This window comes from Atopomonas hussainii (assembly GCF_900109735.1).
In the GTDB taxonomy this organism is placed as follows: Bacteria; Pseudomonadota; Gammaproteobacteria; order Pseudomonadales; family Pseudomonadaceae; genus Atopomonas; species Atopomonas hussainii.
This window is the reverse complement of the sequence record NZ_FOAS01000002.1, coordinates 22,169-46,995: the sequence shown is the minus strand read 5'-3', so window position 1 is coordinate 46,995 and position 24,827 is coordinate 22,169. Positions and strand designations below refer to the sequence as shown.

Annotated in this window: 26 protein-coding genes and 2 tRNA genes; 19 read left to right on the top strand and 9 right to left on the bottom strand. The window is 59.4% G+C overall.

Annotation, left to right across the window (positions count from 1 at the left end; translation table 11 throughout):
• Nucleotides 1–10 precede the first annotated feature (10 nt).
• Nucleotides 11–1,216, bottom strand: coding sequence for an acetyl-CoA C-acetyltransferase (locus tag BMX80_RS01915; RefSeq protein WP_074864496.1), 1,206 nt, complete (start codon nt 1,214–1,216; stop codon nt 11–13).
• A gap of 733 nt (nt 1,217–1,949) precedes the next feature.
• Between BMX80_RS01915 and BMX80_RS01910 the strand changes: the two genes are divergently transcribed.
• The 5 genes from BMX80_RS01910 to phnE all read left to right on the top strand — a co-directional run bounded on the left by BMX80_RS01910 (nt 1,950) and on the right by phnE (nt 6,201).
• Entirely contained in the window at nt 1,950–2,882 is a 933-nt protein-coding gene (locus BMX80_RS01910) for a LysR family transcriptional regulator (RefSeq protein ID WP_074864495.1), read from the top strand.
• A gap of 88 nt (nt 2,883–2,970) precedes the next feature.
• On the top strand, nt 2,971–3,822 hold the full coding sequence (locus BMX80_RS01905) for a putative selenate ABC transporter substrate-binding protein (protein ID WP_074864493.1): 852 nt from the start codon (nt 2,971–2,973) through the stop codon (nt 3,820–3,822).
• Between the two features lie 3 nt (nt 3,823–3,825).
• Complete coding sequence (locus BMX80_RS01900) at nt 3,826–4,620, top strand: phosphonate ABC transporter ATP-binding protein (RefSeq protein ID WP_074864491.1); 795 nt, start codon at nt 3,826–3,828, stop codon at nt 4,618–4,620.
• Nucleotide 4,621: 1 nt separating this feature from the next.
• Nucleotides 4,622–5,440: a PhnE/PtxC family ABC transporter permease gene (locus BMX80_RS01895; protein WP_074864489.1), complete on the top strand. Its 819-nt coding sequence runs from the start codon at nt 4,622–4,624 to the stop codon at nt 5,438–5,440.
• Nucleotides 5,437–6,201: a phosphonate ABC transporter, permease protein PhnE gene (phnE, locus tag BMX80_RS01890; protein WP_074864487.1), complete on the top strand. Its 765-nt coding sequence runs from the start codon at nt 5,437–5,439 to the stop codon at nt 6,199–6,201. Before BMX80_RS01895 ends, phnE begins: the two co-directional genes overlap by 4 nt.
• Nucleotides 6,202–6,216: 15 nt before the next feature.
• On the opposite strand, the gene BMX80_RS01885 is transcribed toward phnE, so the two are convergent.
• Complete coding sequence (locus BMX80_RS01885) at nt 6,217–6,570, bottom strand: DUF5064 family protein (RefSeq protein WP_074864485.1); 354 nt, start codon at nt 6,568–6,570, stop codon at nt 6,217–6,219.
• 45 nt (nt 6,571–6,615) lie between these two features.
• A complete protein-coding gene (locus tag BMX80_RS01880) occupies nt 6,616–6,933 on the bottom strand; it encodes a DUF2288 domain-containing protein (protein WP_074864483.1) in 318 nt (105 codons plus the stop codon).
• A 287-nt stretch (nt 6,934–7,220) separates the two neighbouring features.
• Between BMX80_RS01880 and BMX80_RS01875 the strand changes: the two genes are divergently transcribed.
• The 5 genes from BMX80_RS01875 to BMX80_RS01855 all read left to right on the top strand — a co-directional run bounded on the left by BMX80_RS01875 (nt 7,221) and on the right by BMX80_RS01855 (nt 12,196).
• Entirely contained in the window at nt 7,221–8,339 is a 1,119-nt protein-coding gene (locus tag BMX80_RS01875; RefSeq protein WP_074864481.1) for a branched-chain amino acid ABC transporter substrate-binding protein, read from the top strand.
• Nucleotides 8,340–8,547: 208 nt separating this feature from the next.
• The gene (livH, locus tag BMX80_RS01870) at nt 8,548–9,471 is read left to right on the top strand and encodes a high-affinity branched-chain amino acid ABC transporter permease LivH (protein WP_071871874.1); all 924 of its coding nucleotides are present in this window, start codon (nt 8,548–8,550) and stop codon (nt 9,469–9,471) included.
• Nucleotides 9,471–10,724: a high-affinity branched-chain amino acid ABC transporter permease LivM gene (locus BMX80_RS01865; RefSeq protein ID WP_071871875.1), complete on the top strand. Its 1,254-nt coding sequence runs from the start codon at nt 9,471–9,473 to the stop codon at nt 10,722–10,724. The genes livH and BMX80_RS01865 overlap by 1 nt, the downstream gene beginning before the upstream one ends.
• On the top strand, nt 10,721–11,488 hold the full coding sequence (gene livG, locus BMX80_RS01860; RefSeq protein ID WP_071871876.1) for a high-affinity branched-chain amino acid ABC transporter ATP-binding protein LivG: 768 nt from the start codon (nt 10,721–10,723) through the stop codon (nt 11,486–11,488). The genes BMX80_RS01865 and livG overlap by 4 nt, the downstream gene beginning before the upstream one ends.
• Nucleotides 11,489–11,494: 6 nt before the next feature.
• Nucleotides 11,495–12,196, top strand: coding sequence for an ABC transporter ATP-binding protein (locus BMX80_RS01855; protein ID WP_071871961.1), 702 nt, complete (start codon nt 11,495–11,497; stop codon nt 12,194–12,196).
• 130 nt (nt 12,197–12,326) lie between these two features.
• Here the strand turns inward: BMX80_RS01855 and BMX80_RS01850 are convergent, their stop codons facing one another.
• The 6 genes from BMX80_RS01850 to hemA form a co-directional block, all read right to left on the bottom strand.
• Nucleotides 12,327–12,842 carry an acyloxyacyl hydrolase gene (locus BMX80_RS01850; protein WP_074864479.1) on the bottom strand — a complete coding sequence of 172 codons (516 nt, stop codon included), beginning with the start codon at nt 12,840–12,842 and terminating at the stop codon, nt 12,327–12,329.
• An 87-nt stretch (nt 12,843–12,929) separates the two neighbouring features.
• Nucleotides 12,930–13,730: a glutamate racemase gene (gene murI, locus BMX80_RS01845; protein ID WP_074864477.1), complete on the bottom strand. Its 801-nt coding sequence runs from the start codon at nt 13,728–13,730 to the stop codon at nt 12,930–12,932.
• Entirely contained in the window at nt 13,720–14,478 is a 759-nt protein-coding gene (gene moeB, locus BMX80_RS01840) for a molybdopterin-synthase adenylyltransferase MoeB (protein ID WP_074864969.1), read from the bottom strand. Before moeB ends, murI begins: the two co-directional genes overlap by 11 nt.
• Nucleotides 14,465–15,304, bottom strand: coding sequence for a peptide chain release factor N(5)-glutamine methyltransferase (prmC, locus tag BMX80_RS01835; RefSeq protein ID WP_074864475.1), 840 nt, complete (start codon nt 15,302–15,304; stop codon nt 14,465–14,467). Before prmC ends, moeB begins: the two co-directional genes overlap by 14 nt.
• Before the next feature lie 2 nt (nt 15,305–15,306).
• On the bottom strand, nt 15,307–16,389 hold the full coding sequence (gene prfA, locus BMX80_RS01830; RefSeq protein ID WP_074864472.1) for a peptide chain release factor 1: 1,083 nt from the start codon (nt 16,387–16,389) through the stop codon (nt 15,307–15,309).
• Nucleotides 16,390–16,395: 6 nt separating this feature from the next.
• Nucleotides 16,396–17,664, bottom strand: coding sequence for a glutamyl-tRNA reductase (gene hemA, locus BMX80_RS01825; protein ID WP_074864470.1), 1,269 nt, complete (start codon nt 17,662–17,664; stop codon nt 16,396–16,398).
• Between the two features lie 171 nt (nt 17,665–17,835).
• Here hemA and BMX80_RS01820 point away from each other — a divergent pair, with 171 nt between their 5' ends.
• The 9 genes from BMX80_RS01820 to ychF all read left to right on the top strand — a co-directional run bounded on the left by BMX80_RS01820 (nt 17,836) and on the right by ychF (nt 24,684).
• Nucleotides 17,836–19,569 carry a tetratricopeptide repeat protein gene (locus BMX80_RS01820; protein ID WP_074864469.1) on the top strand — a complete coding sequence of 578 codons (1,734 nt, stop codon included), beginning with the start codon at nt 17,836–17,838 and terminating at the stop codon, nt 19,567–19,569.
• A complete protein-coding gene (gene lolB, locus BMX80_RS01815; protein WP_074864467.1) occupies nt 19,566–20,186 on the top strand; it encodes a lipoprotein insertase outer membrane protein LolB in 621 nt (206 codons plus the stop codon). The genes BMX80_RS01820 and lolB overlap by 4 nt, the downstream gene beginning before the upstream one ends.
• 2 nt (nt 20,187–20,188) lie before the next feature.
• Complete coding sequence (gene ispE / locus BMX80_RS01810) at nt 20,189–21,040, top strand: 4-(cytidine 5'-diphospho)-2-C-methyl-D-erythritol kinase (protein WP_074864465.1); 852 nt, start codon at nt 20,189–20,191, stop codon at nt 21,038–21,040.
• 9 nt (nt 21,041–21,049) lie between these two features.
• Nucleotides 21,050–21,124: transfer RNA gene (locus tag BMX80_RS01805), tRNA-Gln, on the top strand.
• Nucleotides 21,125–21,139: 15 nt separating this feature from the next.
• Nucleotides 21,140–21,214, top strand: a tRNA-Gln gene (locus BMX80_RS01800).
• Nucleotides 21,215–21,256: 42 nt separating this feature from the next.
• Nucleotides 21,257–22,198, top strand: coding sequence for a ribose-phosphate pyrophosphokinase (locus BMX80_RS01795; protein WP_071871886.1), 942 nt, complete (start codon nt 21,257–21,259; stop codon nt 22,196–22,198).
• Between the two features lie 91 nt (nt 22,199–22,289).
• Complete coding sequence (locus tag BMX80_RS01790; protein WP_071871887.1) at nt 22,290–22,937, top strand: 50S ribosomal protein L25/general stress protein Ctc; 648 nt, start codon at nt 22,290–22,292, stop codon at nt 22,935–22,937.
• 32 nt (nt 22,938–22,969) lie between these two features.
• The gene (gene pth / locus BMX80_RS01785; protein ID WP_074864464.1) at nt 22,970–23,554 is read left to right on the top strand and encodes an aminoacyl-tRNA hydrolase; all 585 of its coding nucleotides are present in this window, start codon (nt 22,970–22,972) and stop codon (nt 23,552–23,554) included.
• 29 nt (nt 23,555–23,583) lie between these two features.
• Nucleotides 23,584–24,684, top strand: coding sequence for a redox-regulated ATPase YchF (gene ychF, locus BMX80_RS01780; RefSeq protein ID WP_074864462.1), 1,101 nt, complete (start codon nt 23,584–23,586; stop codon nt 24,682–24,684).
• Nucleotides 24,685–24,827 lie beyond the last annotated feature (143 nt).

Genomic DNA, 24,827 nt, shown 5'->3' with positions numbered 1-24,827 from the left:
TTCTCCCGGCTCACACGCGTTCGATAATGGTGGCAATACCCATACCGCCGCCCACGCAAAGGGTGGCGAGGCCGTAGCGCTGTTTACGCGCTTCCAGCTCATCGAGCAGGGTGCCGAGAATGGCGCAACCGGTGGCGCCCAGCGGGTGGCCCATGGCGATGGAGCCGCCGTTGACGTTGACCTTGTCTTCGCTGACGCCCATGTCTTTCATGAACTTCATCACCACCGAGGCGAACGCTTCGTTGACTTCAAACAGGTCGATGTCCGACACCGACAAACCGGCTTTGGCCAGCACTTTGCGGGTGGCCGGCGCGGGGCCAGTGAGCATGATGGTCGGGTCGGTGCTGGTCACCGCGGTGGCGACAATGCGCGCACGGGCTTTTAGGCCCAGCTCTTTGCCCTTGGCCTCAGAGCCGATCAGCATCAGAGCGGCACCGTCGACAATGCCGGAGCTGTTGCCGGGGGTGTGCACGTGGTTGATGGCCTCAACGTGCGAGTACTTACGCAGCGCGGTGGCGTCAAAGCCCATCTGGCCCATCATTTCAAAGCTCGGCTTGAGCTTGCCGAGGCCCTCTAAGGTGGAGTCGCCACGGATGAACTCGTCGTGATCGAGCAAGGTGATGCCGTTTTGGTCACGCACCGGCACCAAAGATTTGCTAAATGCGCCCGAGGCCGAGGCCTTGGCAGCTTTTTGCTGCGAGCGCAGGGCAAAGGCGTCCACATCCGCACGACTGAAACCCTCCAGCGTGGCAATCAGGTCGGCACCAATACCTTGCGGCACGAATTCGGTTTGCAGGTTAGTGGCCGGGTCCATCGCCCAAGCGCCGCCGTCCGAGCCCATAGGGATGCGCGACATGGATTCCACCCCGCCGACCACGACTAAATCTTCGAAGCCTGAGCGCACTTTCATCGCGCCGAGGTTCACGGCTTCAAGGCCCGAGGCGCAGAAACGGTTGATCTGCACGCCCGCCACGCTCTCATCCCAACCGGCCACCATGGCAGCGGTTTTGGCGATATCGGCACCTTGGTCGCCCACCGGGGTCACGCAGCCGAGCACCACGTCATCCACATGGCTGGTGTCTAACTGGTTACGCTCGACCAGGGCTCGCAGCAGGCCAGCCGCTAAGTCCACGGGCTTAACGCTGTGCAGGGAGCCGTCTTTTTTGCCTTTGCCACGCGGTGTGCGCACGGCATCGAAAATGTAGGCTTCGCTCATGGGAATCAAAATCCTCAGGCTTGGTTATGGTTATGCAGCGCGACAGACGCACCGTGCCATTTACCTTGCGCTTAGCGATGGCAGCCGACAATGACAGATCAGCTCAAGGCCATTGACCAAATTGGCCTGCCTGCAAACCCCGCGCGTGACGCGTGCAGCCCAGCTATTGGCCAAAAAGCCGCGCCAAGCCCGCATGCCAGAGCGGCTATTTTCCAAACCATGCGCTTTTGTTGCGATTGGTTCTAAGCCTGCACAGCCCCCGAACTAGACTAATAACCAGACCGCTCGGGGCTTTGCCGAGGGTCTGCACAATCATCCAGCGGTGTTTTGCTTTCACCGTTTAATGCCACTGCCGAGCGGGCCGACACCACCAGCCAACGCCCAGCAGCCAACAACAACAAAGGCATACGTCTATGAGCCAGCAACAACAAAAAGCTGTGCGGCAGGTTGGCGTCGTGGCTGTTGCGATTTACTTGCTACTGATCTTGCCCAACCTGTCTGCCGTGTTCTAACCACCCGCCGTGGTTGTCTTTCCCTGCAAAAACGCTGAGCCCAAGCTTGGGTTCAGCGTTTTCATGCGCAGCCATCGGCTAATCGGTTGAACGGCACACCCAACAGGCTAAGCGCGGCAACGCCCGCCACTAGCCAATCTCGGCCACCAATAAGCCATGACTAAGAGCGCGATTCGTTTTGCTACAGTGAGCGAGTCATTCCGCCACCGACAAACACAACCATGCGCGCCTTTGACCTCAACCTGCTGCGTGTTTTTGACGCAGTGATGACCTGCGGTACCGTGACTCAAGCCGCCGAGCAGCTGCACATGACAGCCCCGGCGATCAGCCAAGCGTTAAGCCGTCTGCAAGAACACATCCACGAGAGTTTGTTTGTGCGTCATGGCCGGGGCATTGCGCCCACTGCCACCGCCTTGGCCTTGCATGAGCAAGTGCAAGGCGCACTGCAAGAGCTAGAACGCGGCATTGAACTGAATAGCCAGTTCAACCCGGCAAGCAGCCCACGGCATTTTCGCATTGCCAGCCATGCGGATATCGACGCGCGCTTGGTCGGCCCCTTGCAACAGATCATCAGCGAGCAAGCGCCGCACATCACCATCGAGTGGGTCAACGACAAGATCATGGACGACGACCGCCACCACGCCCTGCGCATGCGCGCGGTGGATCTAGCGCTGACCTCAGTACCGTTTGAAACCCGTGGTTTTGTCGATGAGCTATTGCTCAAAGACGAAATGGTCGTGGTCTGCCGCAAGGCACACCCGCGTATTGGCAAGAAAATCGGTTATGAGCAGTTCTTCGATGAGCCGCACACCATTTGGAGCACGCGCCGGCATAACACTTGGCTGCTCAATTCGCTCACCGATCAAAACCTGCCGCCGCGCCGCGTGGCTTATGAGTGCGACTCGATGAGCACCCTGCTGTTATTAACCAGCATGAATGACTGGCTGTGCGTCACCTCGCGCTGGCATTACCACCACTTTGGCCAAGCATTAAACCTGCGCCAATTCGAGCTACCCTGGCCCACCCGACCCTTCCCCGTTTACCTAAGCTGGCACAGCGGTCGCACTCAAGAACCCGCCCTGCAATGGCTACGCAGCGCGCTAACCCAAGCGGCACGCAATGCCATGCAAACCATCGAAGCGAGCCACGGCTAAGTCGCCGTAAGGCAGGGCGTGCGGTGGCAATTGACGGTAAAACCCTTACACTAGCGGCCTTTTCCGCTATTGAACCGGAGATACCGTGATGATCCGTCGTACCCTGTCTTGGGCTGCGGGCGTAGCCCTATGCCTGTCCTCTTCTTTCTCGCTGGCCGCTGATGTTTTAAACGTCTCGGCGATTCCTGACGAAGCCCCCACTGAACTGCTGCGCAAGTTCAAACCGCTCGGCGCCTACCTTGAGCAACAGCTCGGCATGCCGGTGAAGTTCACCCCGGTGACCGATTACGCTGGCGTGGTTGAAGCACTGGCCAGTGATCGTGTGGACTTGGCGTGGCTGGGCGGTTTCACCTTTGTGCAGGCGCGGATCAAAACCGGCAACGCCATCCCACTGGTGCAGCGTGAGCAAGACGCCACCTTCACCAGCAAGTTCATCACCAGCGATGCCAGCGTAAAAAGCGTTGCTGACCTTAAAGGTAAGACCTTTGCCTTTGGCTCACCGTCGTCCACCTCGGGCCACCTGATGCCGCGCTACTTTATGCAGCAAGACGGCCAAGTGCCGGAGCAACTGTTCTCGCGCATCGCGTTTTCTGGCGCGCATGACGCCACCGCCGCGTGGGTCGAGTCCGGCAAGGTCAGCGCTGGCGTGCTGAATGCTTCCGTTTGGGACAAGCTGGTCGCTGCCGGCAAAGTCGACACCAACAAAGTACAAGTATTTGCCACCACTAAGCCCTACTACGACTACAACTGGACGGTACGCGGCAACTTAGACCCGGCTCTAACCGCCAAGATCAAAGCCGCGTTTTTGGCCTTAGATCCGGCTAACCCCGAGCACAAAGCGATTCTCGATCTGCAAGCGGCCAGCCGCTTTATCGAGACTGCGCCAGAAAACTACCAAGGCATTGAAGACGCCGCGCGCAGCGCAGGCCTGTTGCAGTAAGCCATGCAGCTACAACTGACCGGCATGGGTTTTACTCATGCCGGCAGCCGTGCTGGCCTTGCGCCACTGGATTTAACCATCGCCCACGGCGAACACGTGGCGATTATTGGCCCCTCCGGCGCGGGCAAAACCACCCTGCTACGCCTGCTCGGCTGCCAACTGAAGCCCACCCAAGGGCAATACCTGCTCGATGCGCAAGCACCGTGGCAACTCAGCGCACGTGGCCTGCGTGAGCTGCGTAGCCGCATTGGCTTGATTCATCAGCAACCGCCGCTGCCGCCCCGGCAACGGGTGATTAGCGCGATCGGCGCTGGACGCTTGGGGCAGTGGTCGTTACTGCACAGCCTGCGCAACTGGTTTAGCCCGCAAGACCTCGACGGCCCGCGCCGCATCCTCACCCAGCTGGATATCAGCGAAAAACTCTTCGAGCGCTGCGATCAGCTTTCCGGCGGCCAACTGCAACGCGTCGGCATCGCCCGCGTGTTGTATCAGCAAGCCCAGTTAATCTTGGCCGACGAACCCGTCTCGGCGATGGACCCACACCTCGCGCAACACACCTTGCGCACCCTCACCGAGCAGGCACGCAAGCACAGCGCCACGCTGGTGGCCAGCCTGCATAACGTCGATTTAGCGTTAAGCCTGTTCCCACGGGTGATTGGCCTGCGCGATGGCGTGGTGGCGTTTGATCTGCCGAGTAACGAAGTCAGCCCCGCACAACTGAAAGCGCTGTACGCCAACGAGCGCCTTGGCAGCCCTGTGCCGAGCAACCCCACCGTGATTCACATTCCGCGCTGCTGATATGGCCACGCTCCGCGACCCCGCCAGTTTGCCGCGCCTTGCCATCAGCCTATTGGCCATCGTGCTGCTATGGCCGGGCCTGCAACTGAGCGAGTTCAATCCTGCCCTGCTGTTAGCGGCTGAGAACCGGCAGAACATGGGCCAGTTTCTCGACGGCTTTTGGCCACTGGCGCACGATCGCGAGTTTTTAACCTTAGTGCTGCACGCCACGCTAGAAACCTTAGCTATGGCCACCGTAGGTATGGCACTGGCGTTTTTACTCGGCATGCCCTTGGCGCTGTTAGTGACGCGGGTGTTATCGCGCCGGCACTTCAGCGGCCGTGCGGCCAGCGCGGGCAGTTTTGTCCGCGCGCCGCTGCGCTTGTTGTTAGTGGTGCTGCGCAGCATTCCAGAAATTGTCTGGGCTTTGCTGTTTGTGCGCGCCGTCGGCCTTGGCCCCACGGCCGGCGTATTGGCTATCGCCATCACCTACGGCGGCATGCTCGGCAAGGTGTATGCGGAGATTTTTGAATCCACCGACCCCAAGCCCGCGCGCGCCCTGCTCGCCGCCGGCAGCTCACGCCTGCAAGCGTTTTGCTACGGCGTGCTGCCCAGCGCTGGCGATGAACTGGTGTCGTACAGCGTATACCGCTGGGAATGTGCACTGCGCGCCTCGGTGGTGATGGGCATTGTCGGCGCCGGCGGCTTGGGCCAGCAGGTGGAGCTGTCGCTACGCATGTTTGCCGGCGCAGAAGTCGCCACCTTATTGCTGGCCTTTATTCTGCTCGTCGCACTGGCCGATGGATTGAGCCGCGTGCTGCGCAAGGCGCTGCTGACATGAGCCGCCGCGCGGGCTTAGCCCTGCTCTTTATTCTGCTCGCGGTGGCCAGCGCCTATGCCTATTTGCCGCTGAACCTGAGCGAGTTGGCGGCTAGCCGCACCCCAGCGCTATTAGTCGACTACGCCGGACGCTTCTGGCCACCGGCGTTACCCGGCGGGCAATGGACAGGGCTGCTGAATGCCGCACTCGAAACCTTGGCCATGTCCGCCATCGGCACTTTAGCTGCCGCGCTGCTCGGTTTAGCCCTGGCACTGCCGGCCAGCGGCCGCTGGGGCGCTGCCGCACTAGCCATCAGCCGTTTACTACTGAATGCCTTGCGGGCGATTCCCGAACTGGTCTGGGCCATGTTGATGGTATTGGCGGCGGGGCTAGGCCCGAATGCCGGCACCCTGGCGCTGGCCCTGCATACCGCCGGGGTACTCGGCCGTCTATTTGCCGAAGCCCTAGAAAACACCCCCAGTAGCAGCGCCGATGCACTGCGTATGGCCGGCGCCAGTCGCCTGCAAGCCTTTATCTACGGCACCTTGCCGAATCTATGGCCACAGTTGTTGGCGTATACCTTGTATCGCTGGGAGAACAACATCCGCATGGCCAGCGTGCTGGGTTTTGTCGGCGCCGGCGGCTTAGGGCAAATGCTCTACGTGCACCTAAGCCTGTTTCAAGAAAGCCACGCCAGCGCGGTGATCTTGGCCATGTTGCTGTTAGTGATCGGCGTCGACGGCTTAAGCCAATGGCTGCGCCAACGCTGGGTGGTGCGCTAAGTGCGCAACGCGGCGTTACTCGAACTCGCGCAGATCTACTGCTTCACCCGCTTCGCCGTGCACTAAGCGGCGCACATCGGCAAACACCTGATCATATTCATCATGGAAGAACATCACCGGCCCGCCACGGCTAGGCAAACCATGCTTGGTCAAAATCAGATTAACTTCGTGAGCGAAGTTAAACGCCGAATCACGCGGCAAAAAAAACCGCTCATTAAGCGTCTGCGTGCCTAGGGTGCCAAACAACACAAAGTCAACACCTTCGCCCTGCCGCTCATCATGGCCTAAGGTGTATTCAAAGGTCAGCGCCAATGCTGGGCGGTCGCCCTCAGCAATAAGGCTGCGGTGTAAATGTCCGGGGCGAAACATGGCGAACTCCTTTCTTGATTGAACACGCTTAGGCTAGCGCAGCCTTTATTGCTGCGCACTAGCCTCGCGCGCTTGCACTAACACCCAAGGCGATAGCACCACGGCCCACAGATTATCGGGGTCGTTTTCGCTCCACTGGCTTGCGTGCTCATCGCTTAAGCGCTGCAGCTGCCCAGCTTGCATCCACGCAGCCACTTCTTGGCCGCGATCTTCAGCCATGGCTTCAGCCACGCCGACTAAATCTAAGCTTGGCGCCACCCACAAAACTTGGCCCTTGGCGAAAAACGGCATCAACTCAGCCCAGCCAATACGCGCGGTTTCGCCCAGCAGATTGGCGTAAAGCGTGCTAACTTCTTCAGTCATGTTGCGACTCCTGCGGTAAGGGCGCCCATGATAGCCCCTGCCGCCGGTCGAACAAGGTTGAGTGTATGCCCGGTAGACCGCCACGACCGCCACGCCGTTTTGCTGTAACTTTTTTACAGCCATGCGACATGCCGACACTGGCCATCTGCCAAGCGCTAGGCAGCCTGCGCCCTCGCCCCTAAACTGTTCCGGTACAGTTGTTGGGGGTTGCTGGGACGCCGGCACGAGGGTTACTCCCAACCACAATAAAAACGATTCAAACACTAAAAAAAGAGAGTGGAGCACGCATGAAAGCGACCAAACTGTCCAAGCTGTTTGCCGCCATTGCCCTGGCTGGCGTTGCCGCCCAAGGCTATGCCGCCGATACCATCAAAATTGCTCTGGCAGGCCCGGTAACCGGCCCGGTAGCGCAATACGGCGAAATGCAGTTCGTTGGTGCCAAGATGGCCATCGAACAAATCAACAAGGCCGGCGGGGTTAACGGCCAGCAACTCGAAGGCGTGATCTACGACGACGCCTGCGAACCTAAGCAAGCCGTAGCCGTTGCCAACAAAATCGTTAACGATGGCATCTCTTACGTGGTTGGCCACCTGTGCTCCAGCTCCACTCAGCCAGCGTCTGACATCTACGAAGACGAAGGCATCCTGATGATCACCGCGGCTTCTACTAGCCCGGAAATCACCACCCGCGGCTACCAGCTGGTATTCCGCACCATCGGTCTGGATAGCCTGCAAGGCCCGACCGCCGGTAACTACATTGCCAACACCGTGAAGCCGAAAGTCATGGCCGTTATCCATGACAAGCAGCAGTACGGTGAAGGTATCGCTACCGCCGTTAAAGAAACCGTTGAAGCCGCTGGCATCAAGGTTGCCCTGTTCGAAGGCATCAACGCTGGCGACAAAGACTTCTCCGCGCTGATCGCCAAGCTGAAGAAAGAAGGCGTCGACTTCGTTTACTACGGCGGCTACCACCCAGAGCTGGGCCTAATCCTGCGTCAATCGGCGGAAAAAGGCCTGAGCGCCAAGTACATGGGCCCGGAAGGCGTAGGTAACAAAGAGATCTCCGCGATTGCTGGCGAAGCGTCGGAAAACCTGCTGGTAACCCTGCCGAAGTCGTTCGACCAAGACGCCAAGAACGCCGCGCTGGTTGAAGCATTCAAAGCCAAAGGCGATGACCCAAGCGGCCCGTTCGTCTTCCCGGCTTACGCTGCGGTACAAGTGATGGCTGAAGGCATGACCAAAGCCGGTGGCACCGACACCGAGAAAGTCGCTGCTGCGCTGCGCGCCAACAGCTTCGACACCCCGACTGGCACCCTGGCCTTTGATGAAAAAGGCGACCTGAAGGACTTCTCCTTCGTGGTGTACCAGTGGCACGCCGACGGCACTAAGACTGCTCTGACCGAGTAATCTCAGCCTGCCAACAAAGCCCACTGCGACCCTGCAGTGGGCTTTGTTTTAACCAAGGCAGCAGAAATACAGCTGCCGACGGCTCACGATGAGCCGCGATGAACCGCACCGGTTCAGCCCAGACGTTGCAGCACCCCTGCAACACCTTGCGTACAGCACGGACTCTGCACGTAACACCTTTACTGCGGGCACCCCCCGAGGTTTAGAGATGCTTGAGCACTATCACTACTTACAGCAGCTGATTAATGGTTTGACCATTGGCAGCACCTACGCGCTGATCGCCATTGGTTACACCATGGTGTACGGCATTATCGGCATGATTAACTTCGCCCACGGCGAGGTGTACATGATCGGTTCCTACGTAGCCTTTATCGTCATCGCTGGCATGACCATGTTCGGCTTAGACAGCGTGCCCTTACTGGTCACCTGCGCCTTTGCCGCGGCGATTATCGTCACCAGCGCCTACGGCTACAGCATCGAGCGGGTTGCTTACCGGCCGCTGCGCGGCAGCAACCGTTTGATCCCCCTGATTTCAGCGATCGGCATGTCGATCTTCTTGCAGAACGAGGTACTCCTCGCGCAAGGCTCGAAGAACATGGCCATCCCCAGCCTGATCACCGGCAATGTGGTGATTGGTGCTGACGAGGCCACCGGCGTGGTGATCTCCTACATGCAGATCATGATCTTTGTCGTGACCTTTATCTGCATGGCCGGCCTGACCGCGTTTATCTCTCGCTCGCGCCTTGGCCGCGCCTGCCGCGCCTGCGCGGAAGACTTGAAGATGGCCAACCTGCTGGGCATCAACACCAACGGCATCATCGCCCTGACCTTTGTCATCGGCGCTGTGCTGGCAGCGGTAGCCGCCGTGCTGTTGGGCATTCAATACGGCGTGGTCAACCCGCACTTGGGCTTCTTGGCCGGCATTAAAGCCTTTACCGCTGCGGTATTGGGCGGCATCGGCAGCATTCCCGGCGCTATGCTCGGTGGCCTACTGCTAGGCGTTGCCGAAGCCTTCGGCGCCGACTTGTTTGGCGATCAGTACAAAGACGTGGTGGCCTTCAGCCTGCTGGTTCTGGTGCTGTTGTTCCGTCCCACCGGCATTCTCGGCCGTCCGGAAGTGGAGAAAGTCTGATGGCCAAGAATTTCAAGTTCGCCTTCTTCAGCGCCTTGCTGGTATTTGCGCTGGCCGTGCCAGTGCTCAACCTGCGCTTAACCCTCGACGGCATCACCCTCGTGGTCACCGGCGCCAGCGCTAAAGTGCAGTGGTCTATCGTTGCCTGCGCCATCGGTATCTTTGTTTGGCAGCTGCTGCGTGACGGCATTGCCGGTCTGATCCCGCAGCGCCAAGGCCCGCTTGTGCCGGAGGGCGTCAGCAACTTCCTGACCCTGCCATCCACCCAGCGTTGGGGCTTAGTCGCGCTGATCGTGATCGGCTTGATCTGGCCGTTCTTTGCCAGCCGTGGCGCGGTCGACTTGGCCACCCTAGTACTGATCTACGTGATGCTCGGTCTCGGTCTGAACATCGTGGTCGGCTTGGCCGGCCTGTTGGACTTAGGCTACGTGGGCTTCTACGCCGTGGGTGCCTACACCTACGCCATGCTCAGCGAATACGCAGGCTTCGGCTTTTGGACCGCGCTGCCGATTGCCGGCATCATGGCGGCCATCTTTGGCTACCTGCTGGGCTTCCCGGTGCTGCGTTTGCGCGGTGACTACTTAGCCATCGTGACGCTCGGTTTTGGTGAAATCATCCGCATTCTGCTGCGTAACCTCACCGAATACACCGGCGGCCCTAACGGCATCAGCGGCATCGACAAGCCGACCCTGTTTGGCCTGAGCTTCGACCGCCGCGCCGCCGAAGGCATGCAGACCTTCCACGAGTATTTCGGCATTGCTTACAACTCGGTGAACAAGGTGATCTTCCTCTACCTGATCGCCTTGCTGCTGGTGCTGATTACCCTGTTCGTGATCAACCGCCTGCTGCGCATGCCGATTGGCCGCGCGTGGGAAGCGCTGCGCGAAGACGAAATCGCCTGCCGTGCGCTGGGCATGAACCCCACCACCATCAAGCTCTCGGCCTTTACCTTAGGCGCCAGCTTTGCCGGTTTCGCTGGTTGCTTCTTTGCTGCTCGCCAAGGCTTGGTGACCCCTGAGTCGTTCACCTTTATCGAGTCGGCAATCATTCTCGCCATCGTGGTGCTCGGCGGCATGGGCTCGCAGCTGGGAGTGATTCTCGCCGCAGCGGTGCTCACCCTGCTGCCAGAAGTGGCACGCGAATTTAACGAATACCGCATGCTGATGTTTGGCGCCCTGATGGTGCTGATGATGATTTGGCGTCCGCAGGGCTTGTTGCCCATGCAGCGCCCCCACTTGGAGCTAAAACCATGAGCCGCCCGATTCTAGAAGTCAGCGGGCTGACCATGCGCTTTGGCGGTCTGCTGGCCGTCAACAATGTCGCGTTGAGCGTGCAGCCCAAGCAAGTGGTGTCGATTATTGGCCCCAACGGCGCCGGTAAAACCACCGTATTTAACTGCCTGACCGGCTTCTACCAGCCCACCAGCGGCGTGATCCTGCTTGACGACGAGCCGGTACACCAACTGGCCGGCCACGAGATTGCCCGCAAAGGCGTGGTGCGTACTTTCCAAAACGTGCGTCTGTTTAAAGAGATGACCGCGGTGGAAAACCTCTTGGTAGCCCAGCACCGTCACCTCAACACCAGCTTCTTGGGCGGTCTGTTGAAGACCCCGAGCTTCCGTCGCAGCGAAAAAGCCGCCATGGAATACGCTGCCCACTGGCTGGAAGAAGTGGATCTGGTGGATGTTGCCAACCGCCCCGCCGGCACCTTGGCCTATGGCCAACAGCGCCGCTTGGAAATCGCCCGTTGCATGATGACGCGCCCGCGCATCCTGATGCTCGACGAACCCGCCGCTGGCCTAAACCCGAAAGAAACCGAAGACCTCAAAGCCCTGATCGCCCTGCTGCGTGACGAGCACGATGTCACTGTGATGCTGATTGAGCACGACATGAAGTTGGTGATGAGCATTTCTGACTACATCTACGTGATCAACCAAGGCACACCGCTGGCCGATGGCACGCCGGACGAAGTTCGTCAGAACCCGGCGGTGATCAAAGCCTATCTGGGTGAGGAGTAAGGCATGCTGCTGGAATTCGATAAGGTTTCGACCTTCTACGGCAAAGTGCAGGCGCTGCACGATGTCAGCGTTAAAGTCGATCGCGGCGAAATCGTCACCCTGATCGGCGCCAACGGCGCAGGCAAATCGACCCTGCTGATGACCCTGTGTGGCGACCCGCGCGCCGCCAGCGGACAGATTCGCTACAACGGCGAAGACATCACGCAGCTGTCCACCGCCGAGATCATGCGCAAAGACATCGCCGTGGTGCCGGAAGGCCGACGCATCTTTGCCCGCTTAACCGTGGAAGAGAACCTCGCCATGGGCGGGTTCTTTACCGCCAAGAGCGACTTCGACACCACCCTTGAGCACGTGCTGGAGCTGTTCCCGCGCTTGAAAGAGCGTTACGACCAGCGCGGCGGCACTATGTCTGGCGGCGAACAACAAATGCTCGCCATTGCCCGCGCCTTGATGAGCAAACCCAAACTGCTGCTGCTCGACGAGCCGTCGCTGGGCTTGGCGCCGATCATCATCCAGCAGATTTTCGACACCATCGAAAAACTGCGCAGCGAAGGCATGACCATCTTCTTGGTCGAGCAAAACGCCAACCAAGCGCTGAAGCTGGCTGACCGTGGCTACGTGCTGGAAAACGGCCGCATCGTTATGGAAGACACCGGCGCAGCGCTGCTGGTGAATGAGGATGTGCGTAAGGCCTATCTGGGCGGCTAAGGATTTAATGGCTGCGCAGTTCAACGCTGTATGTGAGCTGCTCGCTGATTAAATCCACTGCCTGCCAGCCATAAAAAACCGCCGAATCATCGGCGGTTTTTTATTGGCTCAAGCCCGTTGCGGAACAGGCTTAAAAACTCAAGCGATAGCGCAGGGTGACATTCTCTACCCCGTCGTTGGGGTCTTTAATGCCCGCATTAGAGTAGTGATACACGCGCAAACCAAGGTCATGCTGATCGCCAAAGCGCAGGCCGACACCTAAGCGATCTTCAAACTGAAAGGCTGAACCCAAACGCTGATCTTCCAGCTCGGTAGAGCTAAACACAGCCGCGCCGATGCCGAACTCAAGGTACGGCTTGACCGACTCACCGGCAAACTCATACACCAGCACCGGGCTAAACGACACGCTGTGGTTGCTGCTGGCGTCATCGCCATCCCAATAGGTGTAACCCAAATCCCAATAGCCGCTTAAATGCCCCGTTTCAGTGGCATACCACTGGCTGTCGAAAGCCCACTGCGCACCCGCGCGCAAGGTGGTGGTCGATTCACTGCTGCTGCCGGCCTCGACAGAAATATCCGCTGCTTGAGCACTGCCTGCCGCTAAGGCAGCAACCAGCAGTAACGAGAGTGTTGATTGGTTGGCCATAACCCACTCCTTGTCAGTCAAAACCTTGCTCTACAACTATAGCCCCGATCGCCGTACATGGCGCAGGCAAGCTTGGTCTTACGTGGTTTAGACCGGCAGTTTGGCCACTTCGCCCGCCTCGCCCCACAACAGCGGCAAGGCGCGCTGCAGTGGCGCGAGTTCGCCGCTGGTCCAAAAGCGGGTTGCCGCAGGCAGCGGCTCGGCGGCGGCCAACAAACCATGCTGACTGAGCTGACGCTGTAACTGCCGCGCCACGGCAGCGCCGGTATCGATCAGGCTGATCTCAGCGGGCAATAACCGCGTGAGCAAAGGCCGCACGAAGGGGTAATGGGTGCAGCCCAGAATCAGCGTGTCACAACCGGCCGCCAGCAAGGGCGTGGTAAAGGCGGTGAGCAGTTCAGCGGTGCGCGGGCTGTCCAGCTCACCCGCTTCGATTTGCTCCACTAAGCCTGGGCAAGGCTGGGTATGCACCTCAACGTTTTGCGCAAAACGGTCGAGCAAGGCGGCGAACTTGGCGCTTTTTAACGTGCCGGTGGTCGCTAACACACCCACTTTACCGCTGCGCGTAGCCTGCGCGGCGGGCTTAACCGCGGGCTCCATGCCAACAATCGGCACCTGCGGATAGGTTTCGCGCAGCGCCGCCACGGCAGCGGCTGTGGCGGTATTACAAGCCACCACCAGCGCTTTGGCGCCTTGCGCTAACAAAAACTGGCTGATCAGTGCGCAGCGCTCGCGGATAAACTCCGGCGTGCGCTCGCCGTAAGGCACAAAGCCCGAATCGGCAACGTACAACAACGACTCGTGTGGCAACTGCTGACGAATTTCGCCCAGCACCGACAAACCGCCGACGCCGGAGTCGAACACGCCAATCGGCGCGTTAGTGACCATCACCGCCACACACCGCGCAGGCCGGGTCGCGACGCACTTTTAGCTCGCGGAACTGGCTGTTTAGTGCATCAAATAACATCAAACGACCTACCAAGGGCTGACCGAAACCGGCTAACAGTTTCAACACTTCCAGCGCTTGCAGGCAACCGATAGTGCCGACCACCGGGCCAAGCACGCCCGCTTCGGAGCAGGTCAGTTGCTCTTCGCTGCCATGCCCGTACAGGCAGTGGTAGCAGGGGCTGCTTGCCTCACGCGGGTCGAACACGCTGAGCTGGCCTTCCAAACGAATCGCCGCGCCGCTAACCAATGGTTTTTTCGCCGCCACACACGCGGCATTGATCGCTTCGCGGGTGGTGAAGTTATCGGTGCAATCGACCACCACATCCACCGCCGCCACGGCAGCGCTTAGGCTGTCGGCATCCAAACCGCGCTCATGCAACACGCAGCGCACTTGCGGATTCAGCGCGGCAATGCGGCTGCTGGCAGAAATCACCTTCGACTGGCCGAGCGAGTCGCCATCGTGAATCACTTGGCGTTGCAGGTTGGTTAAATCGACCCGATCGAAATCGGCCAAATGCAGCTCACCGACCCCGGCAGCGGCCAAGTACAACGCCACTGGCGAGCCAAGCCCGCCCAAGCCAATCAGCAACACGCGGCCAGCGGCCAAGCGCTGCTGACCTTCGATATCCACTTGCTTTAACAGGATCTGCCGGCTGTAGCGCAGCAGGTCTTCGTCATTCAGTTGCATGCGGCCACTGCCCTCCCGTCACGCGGATGTGCCCGGCTAAATCTTCCCGCTGAGTAATCTGCACAAAGCCTTGCTCGACCAGCAGTGCAGCCACGGCGGCGGCTTGATCGTAGCCGTGTTCGAATAACAACCAACCGCCAGCGCTTAACCACGATGGCGCTTGGGCAATAATCTGGCGGATATCGGCCAAGCCATCGTGGCCGGCGGTGAGCGCCGAGCGCGGCTCAAAGCGCACATCGCCTTGCTCAAGGTGCGGATCGGCCTCGGCGATATACGGTGGGTTACTGACGATCAGCGCAAACCGCTGCGGCGCTAAGTCGGCAAACCAATTACTCAACGCAAACTGCGCATTACTGACCTGATTGCGCTGCGCGTTAGCCTGCGCCAGCGCCACGGCCTCGGCGATACGGTCGACACCCAACACCTGCCAGCCGCGCTGCTCTTTGGCCAGCGCCAAGGCAATCGCGCCGGTGCCGGTGCCTAAGTCGAGCACACGGGCCAGCGCGGGCAAGTTAAGCGCCAGCGCGGCTTCCACCAAGCTTTCGGTATCGGGGCGGGGAATCAAGGTATGCGGCGCTACGGCTAAGTCCAAGCTCCAAAAGCCTTGGCTGCCGAGCAAATAGGCCACCGGCTCGCCCTGTTGGCGGCGCGCTAACAGCGCCTGAAACGCCGCTGCCTGTTCAGTCGATAACTCACGCTCTGGCCACGTGCGGAGGTAAGTGCGGTTCTTCTGCAGCACATGGGCCAGCAATAACTCGGCATCCAACGCGGCGCTGTCCGAGTTCGGCAAGTGAGCCTGCGCTAATGCCTCGGCAATGCTCGCCACGCTTAATCGCCCAACGCAGCCAACTGGTCGGCTTGGTACTCTTGCAGCAGCGGCTCGAGCACCGCGTCTACGCCGCCGGCAACGATGTCATCCAAGCTGTACAGGGTCAGGTTGATACGGTGATCGGTCACGCGGCCCTGCGGGTAGTTATAGGTGCGGATACGCTCGGAGCGATCCCCCGAGCCGACCAGCAAGCGGCGGGTTTCCGATTGCTCACGATCAGCCGCTTCGCGCTGTGCGCTTTGCAGCCGCGAGGCCAGCAGCGACATGGCCTTGGCGCGGTTCTTGTGCTGCGAGCGCTCTTCTTGGCACTCCACCACCAAGCCAGACGGCAGGTGAGTAATGCGAATCGCCGATTCGGTTTTGTTCACGTGCTGACCACCGGCACCGGAAGCGCGGTAGGTGTCGACGCGCAAATCCGCCGGGTTGATCTCCACGGCAGCTGCTTCATCCAGCTCGGGCATCACCGCCACAGTGCACGCCGAGGTATGAATGCGCCCCTGCGACTCGGTGGCCGGCACACGCTGCACGCGGTGCGCGCCAGACTCAAACTTGAGCTTGCCGTACACGCCATCGCCACTCACTAGGCTGATCACTTCTTTATAACCACCGTGCTCGCCGGGGTTTTCGGAGAGAATCTCGACCCGCCAGCCCTGGCGCTCGGCATAGCGCGAGTACATGCGAAACAGGTCACCGGCAAAAATGGCCGCCTCGTCACCGCCGGTGCCGGCGCGTACTTCTAAGAAGGCATTGCGGCCATCGTTAGGGTCGCGCGGCAAGAGCATCTTTTGCAGCTCGACTTCCAGCTCGCTAATCAGCGCCTCGCAGCGCTGGATTTCTTCCGCGGCCATCTCGCGCAAATCGGCGTCGCTGTCTTTGCTCAGCACGTGCGCCTCGGCCAAATCGGCCTGCGCGGCGCGGAAGGCTTCATAGGCTTTCACCACCGGCTCAAGCTCGGCGTACTCCTTGGAGTAAGCGCGAAAGCGCGTTTGATCCATGATGATTTCGGCATCGGCCAGCAGCGCGGCGAGCTCTTCAAAGCGCTCAGCCAGCGTATCTAACTTGGTTAACAGCGAGGCTTTCATAGCACCTCAAGTCAGGGAATCGGGAGTGTTCAGCGCGAGTAACTCTTGCGCTAGGGTCAGGGCGTCTTGGCGCCCCGCAGCGGAGAGTTTTTTCAGCTGCACGCTGGGCGAGTGCACCAACTTATTGGTCAGGCCGCGGGCTAATTGTTGCAGTGCCTGCTCGGCAGACGAGCCATTACGCAGCGCACGTAGGGCCTTGGCCAACTCTTCATCACGCAGGCTTTCGGCGCGCTCACGGTAGCTGCGCACCACATCCACCGCCGACAGCGCGCGCATTTGCTGCATAAAGTCGGCAACGCATTGCGCGACCAGCTCTTCGGCGGCTTGCGCGGCCTGCTGGCGGCTCTTGAGGTTTTCGTTGATCACCTCTTGCAGGTCATCGACGCTGTACAAGTACACGTCATCCAGCTCGCCAACTTGCGGCTCGATATCGCGCGGCACGGCGATATCCACCATAAAAATCGGCCGGTGCTTACGCTTTTTCAGCGCACTTTCCACCATGCCTTTGCCCAAAATCGGCAACTGGCTGGCGGTCGAGCTGATCACGATGTCGCTATTGACCAACTCTTGCGGGATTTCTGAGAGCAGCACGGCATGCGCGCCGAACTGCTCGGCCAAAGCACGCGCGCGTTCTAGCGTACGGTTGGCCACCACGATGCGCTTAATGCCCTGCTCGTGCAGGTGCCGAGCAACCAAAGTAATGGTTTCGCCCGCGCCGATCAGCAGCGCTTGGCTATGGCGTAAATCACTGAAAATCTGCCGCGACAGGCTAACGGCGGCAAACGCCACCGAGACCGGGTTCTCGCCAATCGCCGTGCTGGAGCGCACTTGCTTGGCGGCATTAAACGTCGACTGAAACAGACGCCCGAGCATAGGGCCAACGGTGCCGGCCTCGCGCGCCACGGCATAGGCCGATTTCATCTGACCGAGAATCTGCGGCTCGCCAAGCACCATAGAGTCGAGCCCGCAAGCCACGCGCATCATGTGCTGCACCGCGTGCTCTGCCGGGTGGGCATAGGCGCAGGCGCTTAAATCACCGAGCGGCACGCCGTGATAATTCGCCAGCCAGTGCAACAAGGGCTGCGGGTCAGCATGCTCGTGAGCCAAGTACAGCTCGGTGCGATTGCAGGTGGAGAGAATCGCCACCTCGTGGCTGCCGGTTTCGCTGCAAAACCGCTGCTGCGCCTCAACCATACGCTCAGGCACAAACGCCACTTTTTCGCGCACCGAAACCGAGGCTGTTTTGTGATTGATACCAAGGGCGAGAAATGCCATGCAGCCGCTACAGACCTAACCTACTTATAAGCGGGGTATTTTCCCCGTTAAGCGCACGCCCTACAACCACCCGCGCTTGACGGCTATCAATCAAACACATGTCAGCAGGCAAGAATGCAGCGCATATGTCATCATTCAAGCATTCTTAAGGACAGCCTGCCCCACCGCATCATGACTAAACCTCTCGCGTTAGTGTTCGCCAGTCTCACTCTGTTTGGCTGCCAAAGCTTCACCACGCCACAGGCGCCGGTGACGGCACCGCTCACCGACACAGCCAACAACAACACCAGTAGCGACGCCAAGCCCCAGCACTACCGCAACTTCGAGCGCGACACCTTGTATAGCCTGCTGGTGGCCGAACTGGCCGGGCAGCGCAATCGCTTCGACATTGCCTTAGGCAACTATGTGCAACAGGCCCACCTGACCCAAGATGCTGGCGTGGCCGAGCGCGCTTATCACATCGCCGATTACCTAGGCGCCCATCAAGCCGCGCTGGATAGCGCCGAGATTTGGGTGAAGCGCGCGCCGGACAACATCGCCGCGCAACGTGCTGCTGCCGTGCAACTGGCCCGTGCCGGTCGTTTAGACGAAGCGCTGGAACACATGGAAGTGGTGCTCAACGCACAAGGCAAAACCCATTTCGATTTTCTCGCCTTATCTGCCGCAGAAACCGACCAAGACACTCGCGACGCCTTGCTGCAAAGCTTCGAGCGCCTACTGGAAAAACACCCCAACAACAGCCAACTGATCTTTGCCAAAGCCCTGCTGCTGCAGCAAAGCGGACAAAAAGCCGACGCGTTAACCCTGCTAGAAAGCCAATCGGCGAGCGAACAGGAAACCCCGGCGATCATCCTCCGCGCCCAGCTGCTGAACGAGCAAAAACGCAGCAAAGCCGCTCGCCAGCTGATGGCCGACGCCGTCGCAGCCAAGCCTAACAACAAGCGCTTGCGTTTAACCTACGCGCGCCTACTGATCGAGCAAGGTAAAGAAGACCTCGCCCGCGACGAGTTCGCCAGCTTGGTTGACTTGTACCCCGGCGATAATGACCTGCTGTTGTCGCTGGGCCTGTTGGAAATGCAGCAAGGCAACCTCGACAGCGCCCGCGAGCAACTCAGCGTACTGCTCAACCGTGGTGAGCATCTGGATACCGCCCACTACAATCTGGGCCTGATTGCCGTGGAGCAAAAGCAGCCAAACCTTGCCATCGAACACTTCAGCCAAGTGCGCCCCGGCAACGAATACCTGCCTGCGCAAATGCAACTGGCCAATCAACTGTTTGCCACCGCACGCTTTGCCGAAGCGCAGCAAATTCTCGCCCACGCCCGTCAAGAACAGCCCGACTACGCCATTCAGCTGTACTTGATTGAGGCCGAAGGCTTGGCCGAGCACCAGCAAATCAAGCGTGCCTGGCGCATTTTGGCCAAGGCCCTGCTGGAAAACCCCGACAACCTCGACCTGATTTACACCCGCGCCATGCTGGCGGAAAAACGCGGCGACCTTGCCGGTCTTGAGCAAGATCTGCGCTTTATCATCGACCGCGAACCGAACAATGCCATGGCGCTCAACGCACTGGGCTACACCTTGGCCGACCGCACCACGCGCTACCAAGAAGCGCTGGAGCTAATCCAAGCAGCCTACGAACTGAACGGCAACGACCCGGCGATCATCGACAGCCTTGGCTGGGTGAATTACCGCCTTGGCAATCTGGATGAAGCCGCACGCTTACTGCGCCAAGCGTATGAGCAATTCCCCGACCACGAAGTCGCCGCGCACCTTGGCGAAGTGCTCTGGCAACAAGGCAAGCGCGATGAAGCGCAGCAAGTCTGGCAAGACGCCCTTAAAGGCAAGCCCGACAGCCCCGTTTTGAAGAGCACCATCGAACGTCTGCAAGGAGCGCAGCCATGAGAGCGTTGCAACACCTCGCCCTAGCCGCCTTGCTAGGGCTGCTCACCGCGTGTGCCACTCACACCCCGCAAGAACAACTGCAAGGCGATGCCGACCCAAAGCGCTGGCAAGCGCATAGCCAGCAAATCAAGACCATCAATGCCTGGCAAATCAGCGGCAAACTGGGCGTACGCACCCCCGCCGAATCCGGCAGCGCCACGCTGTTTTGGCTGCAACGCAATGATTATTTCGACATCCGCCTGGCCGGCCCGCTCGGCCAAGGTGCCGCGCGCCTGCACGGGCATCGCCAGCAAGTCACCCTAGAGCTGGCCAACCAAGGCCAATTCAGCGCCGCCAGCCCTGAAGCCTTACTCGAAGAGCGCCTCGGCTGGCGTTTGCCGGTGTCACATTTACTCTGGTGGATTCGTGGCCTACCGGCCCCAGACAGCCCCAGCCAGCTGACCCTCGACAGCGACAGCCGCTTAAGCCAACTGCGCCAAGATGGCTGGGACATTCGCTACACCCGCTATCAACCCAGCGAGCTGGGCGATTTACCGGCTCGCCTAACGCTAAGCGGCCATGACCTAAACATCACCTTGGTAGTGAAAGAGTGGCAACCTCGCCTGCTGGGTCGTTAACCATGCTGCGTGAAATCAGCCTGCCGGCACCGGCCAAGCTCAACTTGTTTTTGCACATCCTCGGTCGCCGCGCCGACGGTTATCATCAATTGCAAACGCTGTTTCAGTTTCTCGACTACGCCGATGAACTGACCTTTAGCCTGCGTGATGACGGCGTTATTCAACTGCACGACGCCCTGCCCGGCGTCGCGCACGACGACAACCTCATCGTCAAAGCCGCAAAAATGCTGCAACAAGCCAGCGGCAGCATACGCGGCGCGGATATACGCATCCACAAGCGCTTACCCATGGGCGGCGGCATCGGCGGCGGTAGCTCCAATGCCGCCACCACCCTGTTGGGGTTAAACCTGATTTGGCAGTGCCAGTTCGACCTCGATCAGCTCGCCAGTCTGGGGCTACAACTGGGTGCTGATGTGCCGGTATTCGTGCGCGGCCACGCGGCCTTTGCCGAAGGCGTGGGCGAGCAACTCACGCCGGTCACCTTAGACGAGCCTTGGTTTGTCGTCGCTGTGCCGCAAGTGCATGTAAGTACTAAAGAAATTTTCTGTGATGAGCGGTTGACACGTAACACACCCGCCATTACATTAGCCGCCGCTCAAACGCAGGAGGGGCACAATGATTGCCTGCCAGTGGTTGAGCTGCGTTACCCGGAAATTCGTAACGCATTGATGCAGCTGAACAAATTTGCTTCAGCCAAGCTAACAGGTACCGGAGCTTGTTGTTTTACAAGCTTTCCAAGCCAGCAAGAAGCTGATAAAGTTTCGCGCTCTCTTGAGGGTGGCCTGCAGCACTTTGTCGCCAAGGGCAGCAACATTTCCATGTTGCACAAGGCACTGCAAAGCTTGCATCAGTAAGAGATATACAGGGGCGTCGCCAAGCGGTAAGGCAGCAGGTTTTGATCCTGCCATGCGTTGGTTCGAATCCAGCCGCCCCTGCCATATTTTTAAAGTTACAGGGGCGTCGCCAAGCGGTAAGGCAGCAGGTTTTGATCCTGCCATGCGTTGGTTCGAATCCAGCCGCCCCTGCCATTTTCCAGCATCCCCCTGACACAGCCCTACAGGTACTGCCGCGTGTCCAAGATGATGGTCTTCACGGGGAACGCCAACCCCGATCTGGCCCGCCGAATCGTTCGTCAACTGCACATCCCCATGGGTGATGTTTCCGTTGGCAAATTCTCTGACGGCGAAGTCGCCGTAGAAATCAATGAAAACGTGCGTGGTAAGGACGTGTTTATCGTCCAGCCGACCTGCGCGCCGACCAACGACAACCTGATGGAACTGATCGTGATGGCCGACGCCCTGCGTCGCTCTTCTGCCACACGTATCACCGCCGTGGTGCCGTATTTCGGCTACGCCCGTCAGGATCGCCGTCCTCGTTCAGCGCGTGTACCGATCAGCGCCAAGGTGATTGCCGACATGTTCAATGTCGTCGGCGTGAACCGTGTACTGACCGTCGACCTGCACGCCGACCAAATTCAAGGCTTCTTTGATATCCCCGTAGACAACATCTACGGCTCACCGACCCTGGTGGACGATATCCAAGCCCAGCGCTTTGAAAACCTCATGGTCGTTTCACCGGACATCGGCGGCGTAGTTCGCGCCCGTGCCGTGGCGAAGAACTTGGGCGTTGATCTGGCGATCATCGACAAGCGCCGTCCGAAGGCTAACCAGTCTGAGGTGATGCACATTATTGGTGACGTACAAGGCCGCACCTGCGTACTGGTCGACGACATGGTCGACACCGCAGGCACTCTGTGCCACGCCGCCAAAGCGCTGAAAGATTTCGGTGCCGACAAAGTCTGCGCCTACGCTACACACCCGGTGTTGTCTGGCCGCGCGATTGAGAACTTGGAAAACTCCGTTCTCGACGAGCTGGTCGTCAGCAACACCATTCCGCTGTCGGCCGCTGCGCAAAATTGCACGCGCATTCGCCAGCTCGACATTGCCCCGGTGATCGCCGAGGCCATGCGCCGCATCAGCAACGAAGAATCCATCAGCGCGATGTTCCGCTAATCGCACTGATTTAACGCTGCCTCGGCAGGATCAACGCCCGCAACGCTGGTCGCAAGTGTTGCGGGCGCGTTTTTACTTTAGGAGTCTTAACATGACTAACTTTGCCCTTAACGCTCAAGCGCGTTCTGACATGGGGAAAGGTGCGAGCCGCCGCCTGCGTCGTAACGCCAACCTGGTTCCCGCTATCGTTTACGGTGCCGACAAAGCCCCCCAGCCGATCAGCCTGGTTTTCAAAGAGCTGGTTAAACTGCTGGAAAACGAAGCAGCCTTCTCGCACGTTCTGGAACTGTCTATCGACGGCGCCAAAGAAAGCGTACTGATCAAGGACCTGCAGCGTCACCCGGCGAAGAACAGCGTGACTCACGTTGACTTCATCCGCGTAGTGAAAGGCCAGAAGCTGACCGTTACCGTACCGCTGCACTTCATCAACGAAGAAGACTGCGTGGGCGTGAAGCAACAAGGCGGCGCTATTTCTCACACTGCCAACGACATTGAAATCGAAGTTCTGCCGCGCAACCTGCCGGAGTTCATCGCCGTTGATATGTCCAAGGTAGAGCTGGGCCAGGTAGTTCACCTGTCTGACCTGAAGCTGCCGGAAGGCGTTGAGTCTGTAGCACTGAGCCACGAGAACGACCTGGCTATCGCCAACGTTCACCAGCCGCGTGTTGCTGAAGAAACTACCGCTGAAGAAGCTCCGGCCGCTGACGCTGCCGAAGAAGAGCAGAAAGACGAGGAGTAACAGGCTCGCCTGTTACTGGCTAGGCTCCGCGCGTGACCGCTATCCAACTGATCGTAGGCTTGGGCAACCCAGGCGTCGAATACGAGCAGACGCGGCATAACGCCGGAGCCTGGTTCGTCGAACGTGTGGCGGCGGCCGAGGGTGTGACCCTCGCTGCCGACCGCAAGTATTTCGGCCTGACTGGGCGCTTTCGCCATCAAGATCAGGACGTCCGCCTCCTCATCCCCACCACTTACATGAACCGCAGCGGCCAAGCCGTGGCTGCACTGGCGGGTTTCTTTCGCATCCCCATCGAGAGCATTCTGGTCGCGCATGACGAACTGGATATGCCGCCGGGCGTGGCGAAACTCAAACAAGGTGGCGGCCATGGCGGACACAACGGCCTGCGCGACATCATTGCGCAAATGGCCAACCAGAACAGCTTTCAGCGCCTGCGCATTGGCATTGGCCATCCGGGCGACAGCAAGCTGGTCTCCAACTACGTACTTGGCCGCGCCCCGCGCAACGAGCAAGAACTGATCGAAGCCAGCATCGCCAACAGCTTGGCCGTGCTGCCGCAACTGCTCGACGGCGACCTAAAAACCGCCATGCAACGCCTGCACAGCCAAAAAGCCTGATTACACGCCCACCGGCGGAGGAACACACCATGGGATTTAACTGCGGCATCGTCGGCCTACCCAATGTCGGCAAGTCCACCCTGTTCAATGCTCTGACCAAAGCCGGTATCGGCGCAGAAAACTTCCCCTTCTGCACCATCGAGCCCAACAGCGGCATCGTGCCGATGCCCGATGCCCGCCTGAACGCGCTGGCGGAGATCGTCAAACCTGAGAAGGTCATCCCCACCAGCATGGAATTCGTCGACATCGCCGGCCTCGTCGAAGGCGCCAGCAAGGGCGAAGGCTTGGGTAACAAATTCCTCGCCAACATCCGCGAAACCGACGCCATCGCCCACGTGGTGCGCTGCTTCGAAGACGACAACGTGATTCACGTCAGCAACAGCGTAAACCCCAAGCGCGATATCGAAGTGATCGACCTTGAGCTGATCTTCGCTGACCTAGAAAGCTGCGAGAAACAACTGCAGCGCGTCACGCGTAATGCCAAAGGCGGCGACAAAGAAGCACTGGCGCAGAAAGCCGTGCTGGAGCAGCTGATCCCGCACTTCCAAGAAGGCAAGCCGGCGCGCAGCCTGCTGAAAAACGCCAGCACCGAAGAACGCGCCATTGCTCGCGGCTTTCACCTGCTGACCAGCAAGCCAGTGATGTACATCGCCAACGTCAGCGAAGAAGGCTTCGAAAACAACCCGCACTTAGATGCGGTCAAAGCCATCGCCGCCGAAGAAGGCGCCGTGGTGGTGCCGGTGTGCAACAAGATTGAGGCCGAAATCGCCGAGCTGGATGACGACGAAGAAAAGCAAATGTTCCTCGAAACCATGGGCATGGAAGAACCCGGCCTAAACCGCGTCATCCGCGCCGGTTACGAGCTACTCAACCTGCAAACTTACTTCACCGCTGGCGTGAAAGAAGTACGCGCCTGGACCGTGCAAATCGGCGCCACCGCACCGAAGGCCGCCGCAGTAATCCACACCGATTTCGAGAAAGGCTTTATCCGCGCCGAAGTCATCGGCTACAACGACTTCATCCAATACAACGGCGAAGCCGGTGCCAAAGAAGCCGGCAAATGGCGCCTAGAAGGCAAGGACTACATCGTCAAAGACGGTGACGTGATGCACTTCCGCTTTAACGTCTAAGCCGCTATTCCGGCACCTTAGTGTCATTACAAAGCCTCTTGCCGGCAATGCCGCAAGGGGCTTTGTTTTTGTCTTAGATCAGACAAACGTATTTCTGAATGCAACAAAGCTCCCCAAAGCACGCAACATGGCGTAGGCTGAAA

Bases quoted from the DNA above. Each gene is read 5' to 3' on its own strand.
- BMX80_RS01915 (WP_074864496.1), bottom strand. From the start codon at position 1,216: ATGAGCGAAGCCTACATTTTCGATGCCGTGCGCACACCGCGTGGCAAA.
- BMX80_RS01910 (WP_074864495.1), top strand. From the start codon at position 1,950: ATGCGCGCCTTTGACCTCAACCTGCTGCGTGTTTTTGACGCAGTGATG.
- BMX80_RS01905 (WP_074864493.1), top strand. From the start codon at position 2,971: ATGATCCGTCGTACCCTGTCTTGGGCTGCGGGCGTAGCCCTATGCCTG.
- BMX80_RS01900 (WP_074864491.1), top strand. From the start codon at position 3,826: ATGCAGCTACAACTGACCGGCATGGGTTTTACTCATGCCGGCAGCCGT.
- BMX80_RS01895 (WP_074864489.1), top strand. From the start codon at position 4,622: ATGGCCACGCTCCGCGACCCCGCCAGTTTGCCGCGCCTTGCCATCAGC.
- phnE (WP_074864487.1), top strand. From the start codon at position 5,437: ATGAGCCGCCGCGCGGGCTTAGCCCTGCTCTTTATTCTGCTCGCGGTG.
- BMX80_RS01885 (WP_074864485.1), bottom strand. From the start codon at position 6,570: ATGTTTCGCCCCGGACATTTACACCGCAGCCTTATTGCTGAGGGCGAC.
- BMX80_RS01880 (WP_074864483.1), bottom strand. From the start codon at position 6,933: ATGACTGAAGAAGTTAGCACGCTTTACGCCAATCTGCTGGGCGAAACC.
- BMX80_RS01875 (WP_074864481.1), top strand. From the start codon at position 7,221: ATGAAAGCGACCAAACTGTCCAAGCTGTTTGCCGCCATTGCCCTGGCT.
- livH (WP_071871874.1), top strand. From the start codon at position 8,548: ATGCTTGAGCACTATCACTACTTACAGCAGCTGATTAATGGTTTGACC.
- BMX80_RS01865 (WP_071871875.1), top strand. From the start codon at position 9,471: ATGGCCAAGAATTTCAAGTTCGCCTTCTTCAGCGCCTTGCTGGTATTT.
- livG (WP_071871876.1), top strand. From the start codon at position 10,721: ATGAGCCGCCCGATTCTAGAAGTCAGCGGGCTGACCATGCGCTTTGGC.
- BMX80_RS01850 (WP_074864479.1), bottom strand. From the start codon at position 12,842: ATGGCCAACCAATCAACACTCTCGTTACTGCTGGTTGCTGCCTTAGCG.
- murI (WP_074864477.1), bottom strand. From the start codon at position 13,730: ATGGTCACTAACGCGCCGATTGGCGTGTTCGACTCCGGCGTCGGCGGT.
- moeB (WP_074864969.1), bottom strand. From the start codon at position 14,478: ATGCAACTGAATGACGAAGACCTGCTGCGCTACAGCCGGCAGATCCTG.
- prfA (WP_074864472.1), bottom strand. From the start codon at position 16,389: ATGAAAGCCTCGCTGTTAACCAAGTTAGATACGCTGGCTGAGCGCTTT.
- hemA (WP_074864470.1), bottom strand. From the start codon at position 17,664: ATGGCATTTCTCGCCCTTGGTATCAATCACAAAACAGCCTCGGTTTCG.
- BMX80_RS01820 (WP_074864469.1), top strand. From the start codon at position 17,836: ATGACTAAACCTCTCGCGTTAGTGTTCGCCAGTCTCACTCTGTTTGGC.
- lolB (WP_074864467.1), top strand. From the start codon at position 19,566: ATGAGAGCGTTGCAACACCTCGCCCTAGCCGCCTTGCTAGGGCTGCTC.
- ispE (WP_074864465.1), top strand. From the start codon at position 20,189: ATGCTGCGTGAAATCAGCCTGCCGGCACCGGCCAAGCTCAACTTGTTT.
- BMX80_RS01790 (WP_071871887.1), top strand. From the start codon at position 22,290: ATGACTAACTTTGCCCTTAACGCTCAAGCGCGTTCTGACATGGGGAAA.
- ychF (WP_074864462.1), top strand. From the start codon at position 23,584: ATGGGATTTAACTGCGGCATCGTCGGCCTACCCAATGTCGGCAAGTCC.